Origin of the sequence: Stenotrophomonas sp. YIM B13575 (assembly GCF_042787595.1) — a bacterium.
GTDB classification, from domain to species: domain Bacteria; phylum Pseudomonadota; class Gammaproteobacteria; order Xanthomonadales; family Xanthomonadaceae; genus Stenotrophomonas; species Stenotrophomonas lactitubi_B.
In genome coordinates, this window is the sequence record NZ_JBHZOP010000137.1 from 1 (window position 1) to 9785 (window position 9785).

Genomic DNA, 9785 nt, shown 5'->3' on the forward strand with positions numbered 1-9785 from the left:
CTGTGCAGGGGCGTGAGCCGCATGGATGCGGCGACCGAGCTTACAGGGACGTACTTGCAGCGCCCCCTGCACAGCCCACCCGCCCGGCCCACCCGCAGCACCGCACCCGGCCCAGCCACGAGGGGCTCAGCCGTTGGCAGGAAACCCGCCACCCACATGAACGCCGGAAAACAGCCCCCGCCCTGCACACCCCGCATCACCCGTTTTTCGCCTGCGATTAACCGCGCCAGGACCACGGTGGACCTGCGCCGGCATCCCCGCCGCCGCGCTTCCCTCGTCCCCTTGGAATACGATCATGGCCAACCAGCAGAACCGTCATCCCGGCAAGGAACAGCAGGGCAAAACACCGCAGGACCAGCAGCGCCAGCAGCAACAGCAACAGCAGCCGAGCGAGCAGCAGAAGAAGAATCCGCAACAGGGTTCCATGAAGAACCCGCAGCAGCGTTGATGCAGCCAGGGGCCAGAGCCCGTGCTAAGGGGTCTGGTCCCGCTGCCGCCGGTCGATTCAATCGGGAATCGGCAGCGACCAGGTCTCCTTGACCTCTTCCATCACGATGTAGCTCTTCGATTCACGCACATGCGGCAGGGTCAGCAGGGTGCTGCCAAGCAGCTTGCGATACGAAGCCATCTCGCTGATCCGCGCCTTCAGCAGGTAATCGAAATCGCCCGACACCAGATGGCATTCCAGCACGTTGGGCAGCTTCAGCGCCGCCCGCCGGAACTCCTCGAAGATGTCACCGGACTTGTAGGCCAGGCTGATCTCGACGAACACCAGCAGGCTGGCTTTCAGCGCCGACGGGTCCAGGTGGGCGTGATAGCCGGTGATCACTGCTTCGCGCTCCAACCGGCGCACGCGCTCGGTACACGGGGTGGTCGACAGACCGACCCGTTCGCCCAGCTCGGTGAAGGAAATGCGGCCTTCGCCCTGCAGGATGCGCAGGATCTTGCGGTCGATCTTGTCCAGTTCGCGGGGGCGGGTGGTCATGGCCGTCAACCTCGGGGAATGAATCAGAGGAAAATATCCTGCCTGCATTCCTAAAATCAGGCAAATCACCTAGGAACGGAAGAATATACTTCCCCGATTGTGGCCCCTGCGCACCCAAATGCAGGGAATGATCGGGTTGGAGAATTCCCATGCGAGTCCTAGTTCTCGGCAGCGGCGTGATCGGCACCACCAGTGCCTGGTACCTGCGACAGGCCGGGTTTGAAGTCACGGTCGTCGACCGCCAGCCCGGTCCTGCGCTGGAAACCAGCTTCGCCAATGCCGGCCAGCTGTCCTTCGGCTACACCTCGCCGTGGGCAGCCCCGGGCGTGCCGAAGAAGGCCATCGGTTGGCTGTTCGAGAAGCACGCGCCGCTGGCGATCAAGCCGGGCATGGACCTGGCCCAGTACCGCTGGTTGTGGCAGATGCTGCGCAACTGCACCCACGAGCGCTACGCGATCAACAAGGCGCGCATGGTGCGCATGTCCGAGTACAGCCGCGACTGCCTGAACGAGCTGCGCGCGCAGATCGGCATCGATTTCGAAGGGCGCGACCTGGGCACCACCCAGCTGTTCCGCACCCAGCAGCAGCTGGATGCATCAGCGCAGGACATCGAGATCCTGGCCCAGTACGGCGTGCCGTACGAAGTGCTGGATCGCGCCGGCATCATCAAGGCCGAGCCCGCGCTGGCCCACGTCGATGGCCTGGTCGGCGCGCTGCGCCTGCCGCGCGACCAGACCGGCGATTGCCAGCTGTTCACCCGCCGCCTGGCGCAGATGGCGGCCGAAGCGGGTGTCGAGTTCCGCTACGACCAGGACATCACCGGCGTGGAATTCGACGGTGACCGCATCACCGGCGTACGCATCGGCGGCAAGCTGGAAACCGCGGACCGCTTCGTGGTCGCACTGGGCAGCTATTCACCGGCACTGGTTGCGCCGCTGGGCATGCGTCTGCCGGTGTACCCGCTGAAGGGCTACTCGCTGACCCTGCCGATCACCGATCCGGCGATGGCGCCCACCTCGACCATCCTCGATGAGAGCTACAAGGTGGCGGTCACCCGCTTCGACAACCGCATCCGCGTCGGCGGCATGGCTGAAGTGGCCGGTTTCGACCTGTCGCTGTCGCCGCGTCGCCGCGAGACGCTGGAACTGGTGGTGCGCGATCTGTACCCGAAGGGCGGTGACCTGGCCAAGGCCGAGTTCTGGACCGGCCTGCGCCCGGCTACGCCGGACGGCACGCCGGTGATCGGCGCCACGCCGTTCCGCAACCTGTTCCTCAACACCGGCCACGGTACGCTGGGCTGGACCATGGCCTGCGGCTCGGGCCGCTACCTGGCCGACCTGATGAGCGCGCGCCAGCCGCAGATCAGCACCGAAGGCCTGGATATCTTCCGCTACGGCCAGTACCGCCACGCCCCGCAACATGAGAACCGCACATGCGTCCTGCCCGCGCGCTGATCGACCTGGGCGCACTGCGCAGCAACTACCGCCTGGCCCGTGAACTGGGCGGTGGCAAGGCGCTGGCGATCATCAAGGCCGATGCCTATGGCCATGGTGCGGTGCGCTGCGCGCAGGCACTGGAAGGTGAGGCCGACGGCTTCGGTGTGGCCACGATTGAAGAGGCGCTGGAACTGCGCCAGGCCGGTATCCGTGCCCCGATCCTGCTGCTGGAAGGCATCTTCGAGCCGAGCGAAATGGCGCTGGTGGCCGAGCATGACCTGTGGTTCTCGGTCGGTTCGCCGTGGCAGCTGGAAGCGCTGGCCGCGTTCGACAGCCCGCGCCCGCTGACGGTGTGGCTGAAGCTGGACAGTGGCATGCACCGGCTGGGCCTGGACGTGGCCGGTTTCCGCGCCGCGCACGCGCGCGTGTCGGCACTGCCGCAGGTGGCGCGCATCGTACTGATGACCCACCTGGCGCGCGCCGATGAGCTGGACAGCGAGCGCACCCATGAGCAGGCCGCGACCTTCGTGGAGGCCATCGAAGGCCTGCAAGGTGAGACCAGCGTCTGCAATTCGCCGGCGCTGCTGGGCTGGCCGGATGTGTGCAGTGACTGGGTGCGCCCGGGCCTGATGCTGTACGGGGCCAACCCGCTGCCGGACAACAGCGAACTCACTGCGCGCCTACGCCCGGTGATGACGATGCAGTCCAAGGTGATCGCCGAGCGCTGGATCGAGGCCGGCGAGCCGGTCGGCTACGGTGCGCGTTTCGTCGCCAAGGCACGCACACGCGTGGGCGTGGTCGCACTGGGCTATGCCGATGGCTATCCGCAGTTCGCTCCCAATGGCACCCCGGTGCTGATCGATGGCCAACCCGGTGGGCTGATCGGCCGCGTGTCGATGGACATGCTGACCGTGGACCTGACCGCGCATGCGCACGCCGGCGTCGGCAGCGTGGTGGAACTGTGGGGCACTGCGCCGACCCTTTCAGAGTTGGCGCCGCGTTGCGGTGTCAGTGCCTACCAGCTGCCGTGTGGTGTCAAGCGCGTGGCACGCGTCTACCAGGATTGACCGGCGCTGGTAACGGGCGACCCTGGTCGGCGCCGTGAATGCGTGTCGACCAAGGTCGACACCTACCGGGCAGCGGTGACGCGCGAGGTCAGCTGGCGCTTCACCCAGTCATCGATCAGGCGCTTTTCATAGCGCAGCGGATCGGTATCGCTCTTCAGGCCGATGTTGTGCAGGTAGCCGCTGTCGCTCAGGCGGGCGTCGCCTTCATCGATGATGCGCCCGCTGGCATCCTTCAGCGTGTACTGCAGGGTGATCCGCGGCGGGTAGATGTCGCGCATGATCCGGATGTCGCTGCCACGCGGGCCGTGCCAGGGCTCGTAGTCGCCCGCGCGCTTGATATCGACCAGGGTCACGTCCAGCGTCTGCCCGGCCTGCAGTGGCTTGGCGGCGCTGGTCTGTACGTAACGTGCCAGCTGCTGCACCCAGTCCCCACGTTCAGCCTCGAAGCGGTTGCTGCTCTGACGGAGCTCGGTGAACTTCGCCGGATCGTCCCACTTCACGCTGACCGGGCCATCGGCCTGCAGCGCGCGCGGTGCGTCGGGCGCGGTTACCGTGCGCGGCGCGGCGGCCACGCTGCCCACGGCAAGCATGCCGGCCAGCAGCAGGGCGGTTGAAAGCGAACCTTTCATGGCAGTCTCCTGCGTCCCCGAAGCGGGGAGGGTGATGATCTCGGATCGAGTGTGATCCCGCTGGAGGGCCGCAGCAATGGTCAGTAGCGTCAAATGCGTCAACAGTTGCCGCCAATTCATGGTCGTCAACCGTGACTGACGGCGCTTGACGCTGTGAATACGCGCTCTGGAAGATGCTGTACCTCCATCCGGTCTTTTCACGACGCCCTTGTCCACACTGCCGCCCCTCGTGGAGCGCTCACCCTTGATGGTGCCGACGCCCGAAACTGACCTGCACCATGGCGTGCTTGAGCGCATCAACGCAGGTTTCTGTGTGATCCAGGTGCTGTTCGATGGCGACGAGGCGATCGATTACCGCTTCCTCGAGGTCAACGACGCTTTCGAGCGCCACACCGGCCTGAAGGATGCCTGTGGCAAGCGCATGAGCGCGCTGGAGCCGCAGCACGAAGGCGACTGGTTCCGCATCTATGGCGAAGTCGCCCGGACCGGGCGGCCGGCCCAGTTCGAGATGGAGGCACGTGCCCTGGGGCGTACGTTCGCCGTTGATGCCGTTCGGGTGGGGCGGCCAGGCGAGGACAAGGTCGGCATCCTGTTCTTCGATGTGACCGCGCGCAAGCAGATGGAAGTGGAACTGGGCGAGAGCGAGGCCCGTTTCAGTGCGTTGGCCGATGGCCTGCCGATGCCGGTGTGGGTGCTGGATGAGCGCGGCCACGCCCGTTTCGTCAACAGTGCCTTCAGCGAGTTCTTCGGCGGCGACGAGAACCGCGTGCCGGAAGATGTCTGGCGCGGCCTGGTGCATCCCGACGATGCCTCGGTGTTCGAATACGAACTGCAGGAAGCACTGAAAGCGCAGCGTTCGATGCACGCGCTGGTGCGCGCCCGCCGTGCCGATGGACAGTGGCGCTGGCTGGAAATGAACGCGCGTCCGCGCTTCTCGCGGATGGGCCGCTTCATCGGCCTGGCCGGCAGCAGCCCGGACGTCACCGAGCGTCGCGAGATCGAACTGGCGCGCGAGGAACTGCTGCAGTCCGAGCGCGCCGCGCGCAGTGCTGCAGAAAACATGGCGCGGCTGAAGGATGAGTTCCTGGCCACGCTGTCGCACGAGCTGCGCACGCCGCTGACCACGATCCTGGGCTGGAGCGAACTGCTGCTGCAGCGCGTCGATGCCACCAGCCCGCTGTACAAGGGCCTGGGGGTGATCGCCAACAGTGCCACCGCGCAGAAGCGGTTGATCTCGGACATGCTCGATCTCAGCAGCATGCTGCTGGGCAAGGTGCAGCTGGAAGTGGAAGTGCTGGATCTGCGCGACCAGTTGAACGAAGCGATGGGCGCGCAGGAGCTGGTGGCCGAGGGCAAGGCGCTGGACGTCACCCTGCAGCTGCCGGCGCAGGCCTGCCAGGTGCTGGGCGATGCCACCCGGCTGCAGCAGGTGTTCTGGAACCTGCTGTCCAACGCGATCAAGTTCACCCCGGCCGAAGGCCGCATCGACGTGCAGCTGCAGGCCGATGGCAACTACTGGACGATCACCGTGCGCGATACCGGCGACGGCATCGCGCCGGAGTTCCTGAACCATCTGTTCAGCCGCTTCCGCCAGGCCGACGGCACCACCACCCGCCGCCATGGCGGTCTGGGCCTGGGCCTGGCCATCGTGCAGCAGCTGGTCGAACTGCACGGCGGTACGGTCAGCGCGGCCAGCGATGGCCACGGTCACGGTTCCACCTTCACTGTGCGCCTGCCGCAGCACCTGCCCGATGCCGAGCGGCGTCCGCTGCGTGAGGTCGTCAGCGGTCCGATCCTGGAGCCGATGGTGGTCGAGCCCTACCCGCTGCGCGGCCTGCATGTGCTGGCGGTGGAAGACCAGCCAGAAGTGCTGGAGTACCTGCGGCGCATGCTGGAAGAGCAGGGCGCCAGCGTGTCCGCGGCCAGTTCCGCAGGCGAGGCGCTGGCGCTGCTGGCCGACAATGGCCACCTGCAGTACCACGTGCTGCTGACCGATATCGGCATGCCGGGCATGGATGGCTATGGCCTGGTGAGCACGCTGCGACAGGATCTGGGCGTGGATGCCGCCGCACTGCCAGCGGTGGCGGTGACGGCGCTGGCGCGCGCGGATGACCGACGTCGCGCGCTGGCCTCGGGCTTCCAGGAACACGTGGCCAAGCCGTACTCGGTGGCCCAGCTGGTAGGTGTCGTGCGGCGCGTGCAGGCCACGCGCGGGGACGGACTGCTGCACTGAGCATTCACGGCCAATCGGCGACCCTGCAGAGCAGGAGGTCGCCGATGTCCCGTATTGCTCCCCGCATCCATACCGACCCAGCGCAGATCACGCGCCTGGAAGCCCTGCTGCCACAGTTGCGCGGCGAAACCCAGGTGCAGCTGACCCTGCACGATGGCCGCCGCCTGCTGGGCACGGTTGCGGTGCAGCCGACGCTGCAGCAGTACCGCAACGACGCCGGCGACGAAGGCAGCAACGGCCAGCTGCGGCTGGACGATCTCGATTCGCCGGTGCAGCAGCATCACGTATGGCTGGATGAAATCGCCAGCATCCGCGAGCTGCCGCCCACGGCGCCTTGATCCGATGTAGAGCCGAGCCCATGCTCGGCTGCCGTTTGCGCGGCTGTGCCGCCGCCCGAGCATGGGCTCGGGCGCTACAGGCCTGTCAGTGCTCGAACAGCGTTGCCGTCGCCTCGAACCTGCGCGCATAGGCGCGCTCCTCGGCTACCCGGGTCACTTCATCGTCGGCCAGATCCGGTGCCCCGTACACGGCGTAGGCCACACTGCCATCGGCGCCGTGGCCGACCTGGTGCAGACGGTAGCGGGAATGACCACCGCCGGTGTCCTCCGGGTAATGCACGGGGGGATGGCTGCCTTCCAGGTCCATTTCACTGTTGTCGACAACACCTCCGACGAACAAGGCACGCATGCAGGATCTCCAGGAGTTGCGGGGGAGCTTCTACCCTGAACGCTGGCATGTTGCTGCGGCATCAAGGCAACGTTGAAGTTTCGCAAAGCGGCGGCCGGGGCCGGGCCGGACAAGCCGGTACAATGGACGGCCCTCACGCTTCCAGTACCCGCGCCGATGGCATCCAGCGACGACGCCCCCCTGCAGACCCTGTTCCTGCCGTTCTCCAGCGGCGCCCTGCGCTGGCCGGAGGGGCCGGTGGCCTTCCTGCGCGCCCGTGACGGCTGGCCCCTGCGCGAGCAGGCCGGCGGCCGCGAGGTCGACTGCGAGCAAAGCTTCGCTCCGTTCGCGCAGCCGCTGCAGCAGGCCGCTGGCTGGACCGTCAGCGGCCAGCTGGATGATGTTGCCGGCCGCGGCCGTTACCCGCTGGTGCTGGTGCTGCCGCCGCGCCAGCGTGAGGAAGCCCGCGCGCTGTTCGCCCGCGCCCTGGCGCTGGTCGCCGAGGGGGGCCGCATCGTGGCCTGCCAGCACAACAACGAAGGCGCCCGCTCCGGCGAAGGCGATCTCAAGCAGTTGGCCGGCCTCGGCGGCAGCCTGACCAAGAACCACTGCCGCGTGTTCTGGACCGCTCCGCTGCAGGGCCAGCATGATGTGGACGTGGCCAAGCGCTGGGGCAGCCTGGACGCAGTGCGGCCGATCGTCGGCGGCCGTTTCCTCAGCCGCCCGGGCGTGTTCGCCTGGGACCGCATCGACCCGGCCTCGGCGCTGCTGGCCGAACACCTGCCGGCCGACCTGGCCGGGCGTGCGGCCGACCTCGGTGCCGGTTACGGCTACCTGTCGCGCGAGCTGCTGGACCGCTGCCCGAAGATCACCGCGCTGGACCTGTACGAGGCCGAGAAACGCGCGCTGGACCTGGCCGAACTCAATCTTGCGCCGCCGCCGCGCCCGGTGCCGCTGCGCTTCCTGTGGCGTGATGTCACCGCCGGTATCGAGCCGGACTACGACGTCATCATCAGCAACCCGCCGTTCCACACGCCCTCGCGTGCGGATCGCCCGGACATCGGCCAGCGCTTCATCGCCGTGGCCGCGCAGGCGCTGCGCCCGGGTGGGCGCCTGTACGTGGTGGCCAACCGCCACCTGCCGTACGAGTACACGCTCAATGAGAGCTTCGGCGCGGTGCGCGTGGTTGCCGAGCGCGATGGCTTCAAGCTGGTCGAAGCAGTGAAGGGCAAGGGGAAGGGTCGGTGAAACTGGTCAAGCTCATCGCCAACCTCGGCTACGGCAGCCGCAAGCAGGTGCAGTGGATGTTCCGCGAAGGCCGCGTCACCGACGCCGACGGCGAGGTGCTGTATGCCGACGACAAGGTGCCGCATGAAGTGGTGCGCGTCGACGGCGAGCCGCTGGACCCGCCGGTGGGCCTGTCGCTGGCGATGCACAAGCCGGCCGGCTACACCTGTTCGACCAAGGACAAGGGCCGCCTGATCTACGACCTGCTGCCGCCGCGCTTCCGCGACCGCGACCCGGTGCTGTCCACCGTCGGCCGCCTGGACCGCGAGACCAGCGGCCTGCTGCTGCTGACCGACGACGGCAATCTGCTGCACCGGATCATTTCGCCGAAGTCGAAGCTCCCCAAGGTCTACGAAGTGGAGCTGGCTGAAGACCTGCGCGGTGACGAGGTGGCGCTGTTTGCCAGCGGCACGCTGATGCTGGAAGCGGAGAAGACGCCCCTGCTGCCGGCTGAACTGCAGGTGCTTGGGCCGCGCAAGGCGCGCCTGGTGCTGCACGAAGGCCGCTACCATCAGGTACGCCGCATGTTCGCTGCCGCAGGCAACCACGTGCAGGCACTGCATCGCAGCCGTGTCGGTGGCCTGGACCTGCAGGGACTGGCCGAAGGGCAATGGCGGCTGCTGACCTCCACCGACCTGGATACGCTGTTCGCTCCATGACCTCCATCGCTGCGCTGCCGTTCCTGCCCGACGCCGTCATCTTCGACATGGACGGCCTGATGATCGACAGCGAGCGTGTGTCGCTTGCGTGCTGGAGCGAGGCGGCGGAGGAGTTCGGCCTGCCCTTGGATGCCAGCTTCTTCGTGCGCATGGTCGGCCTTGGCGACCACGACAGCCAGGCGCTGCTGCGCCAGCAGGGCATCGAAGACAGCATGATCGAGGCGATGGCCGCGCGCTGCCATGATCTGTACGAGGAACGCACGCAGACAGGGTTGCCGCTGCGCCCGGGCATCCTGGAACTGCTTGAGTTGTTGACGTCGCACGCGGTGCCGCGTGCGGTGGCGACCTCGACACGGCAACCACGGGCCAACCGCAAGCTGGCCGCGACCGGGTTGCTGCCGTACTTCGATGCGGTGATCGCCGGTGGCGACGTGGCGCGGGCCAAGCCGGCACCGGACATCTACCTGCTGGCCGCGCAGCGGCTGGGCAAGGCACCGGAACGCTGCCTGGCGCTGGAGGATTCCCCGGCCGGCACGCGTGCCGCGCTGGCGGCGGGCATGACCGTGATCCAGGTGCCGGACCTGGTGCATCCCGATGAAGAACTGCGTGCGTTGGGCCACCGCATCGTCGGCTCGCTGGTGGACGCCCACGCACTGCTGCTGCCGCTGTTGCCAAGGTAACGGTGGGTGAGGGTGGGTGCTGGTGGGTGCCGACCGTTGGTCGGCACGCTTCACCGCTCTCGCCGGGCATGGCCCGGCGCTACCGCCCTGGTAGGTGCCACCCCTGAACCCGGGATGCCAACCTTGAACCCGGTGGGTGCCGA

Annotated in this window: 11 protein-coding genes; 8 read left to right on the forward strand and 3 right to left on the reverse strand. The window is 67.5% G+C overall.

What is annotated here, in order from left to right:
• Window positions 1-295: 295 nt before the first annotated feature.
• Window positions 296-448: a lana protein gene (locus ACFX4F_RS18390; protein WP_265954742.1), complete on the forward strand. Its 153-nt coding sequence runs from the start codon at window positions 296-298 to the stop codon at window positions 446-448.
• A 57-nt stretch (window positions 449-505) separates the two neighbouring features.
• On the opposite strand, the gene ACFX4F_RS18395 is transcribed toward ACFX4F_RS18390, so the two are convergent.
• On the reverse strand, window positions 506-985 hold the full coding sequence (locus ACFX4F_RS18395; RefSeq protein ID WP_089241164.1) for an Lrp/AsnC ligand binding domain-containing protein: 480 nt from the start codon (window positions 983-985) through the stop codon (window positions 506-508).
• Window positions 986-1134: 149 nt separating this feature from the next.
• On the opposite strand from ACFX4F_RS18395, the gene ACFX4F_RS18400 reads away from it, so the two are divergent.
• Together ACFX4F_RS18400 and alr are read left to right on the forward strand one after the other, a co-directional pair.
• On the forward strand, window positions 1135-2439 hold the full coding sequence (locus tag ACFX4F_RS18400; protein ID WP_099821579.1) for a D-amino acid dehydrogenase: 1305 nt from the start codon (window positions 1135-1137) through the stop codon (window positions 2437-2439).
• Window positions 2418-3488, forward strand: coding sequence for an alanine racemase (gene alr, locus ACFX4F_RS18405; protein ID WP_380657677.1), 1071 nt, complete (start codon window positions 2418-2420; stop codon window positions 3486-3488). The genes ACFX4F_RS18400 and alr overlap by 22 nt, the downstream gene beginning before the upstream one ends.
• Window positions 3489-3550: 62 nt before the next feature.
• Here alr and ACFX4F_RS18410 read toward each other — a convergent pair whose 3' ends face one another.
• On the reverse strand, window positions 3551-4117 hold the full coding sequence (locus ACFX4F_RS18410; protein ID WP_089238446.1) for a DUF3016 domain-containing protein: 567 nt from the start codon (window positions 4115-4117) through the stop codon (window positions 3551-3553).
• A gap of 247 nt (window positions 4118-4364) precedes the next feature.
• Between ACFX4F_RS18410 and ACFX4F_RS18415 the strand changes: the two genes are divergently transcribed.
• Window positions 4365-6350: an ATP-binding protein gene (locus tag ACFX4F_RS18415; protein WP_243380374.1), complete on the forward strand. Its 1986-nt coding sequence runs from the start codon at window positions 4365-4367 to the stop codon at window positions 6348-6350.
• Window positions 6351-6394: 44 nt separating this feature from the next.
• Window positions 6395-6688 carry a DUF3247 family protein gene (locus tag ACFX4F_RS18420; protein ID WP_380657680.1) on the forward strand — a complete coding sequence of 98 codons (294 nt, stop codon included), beginning with the start codon at window positions 6395-6397 and terminating at the stop codon, window positions 6686-6688.
• 85 nt (window positions 6689-6773) lie between these two features.
• On the opposite strand, the gene ACFX4F_RS18425 is transcribed toward ACFX4F_RS18420, so the two are convergent.
• Window positions 6774-7037 carry a hypothetical protein gene (locus tag ACFX4F_RS18425; protein ID WP_025878415.1) on the reverse strand — a complete coding sequence of 88 codons (264 nt, stop codon included), beginning with the start codon at window positions 7035-7037 and terminating at the stop codon, window positions 6774-6776.
• Window positions 7038-7193: 156 nt separating this feature from the next.
• On the opposite strand from ACFX4F_RS18425, the gene ACFX4F_RS18430 reads away from it, so the two are divergent.
• Genes ACFX4F_RS18430 through ACFX4F_RS18440 form a run of 3 tightly spaced genes read left to right on the forward strand, consistent with a single transcriptional unit; the run spans window position 7194 to window position 9642 of the window.
• Window positions 7194-8264, forward strand: coding sequence for a class I SAM-dependent methyltransferase (locus ACFX4F_RS18430; protein WP_380657682.1), 1071 nt, complete (start codon window positions 7194-7196; stop codon window positions 8262-8264).
• A complete protein-coding gene (locus ACFX4F_RS18435) occupies window positions 8261-8962 on the forward strand; it encodes a pseudouridine synthase (protein WP_380657684.1) in 702 nt (233 codons plus the stop codon). The genes ACFX4F_RS18430 and ACFX4F_RS18435 overlap by 4 nt, the downstream gene beginning before the upstream one ends.
• Window positions 8959-9642, forward strand: a complete 684-nt coding sequence (locus ACFX4F_RS18440; protein WP_265954721.1) for an HAD family phosphatase — start codon at window positions 8959-8961, stop codon at window positions 9640-9642. The genes ACFX4F_RS18435 and ACFX4F_RS18440 overlap by 4 nt, the downstream gene beginning before the upstream one ends.
• Window positions 9643-9785 lie beyond the last annotated feature (143 nt).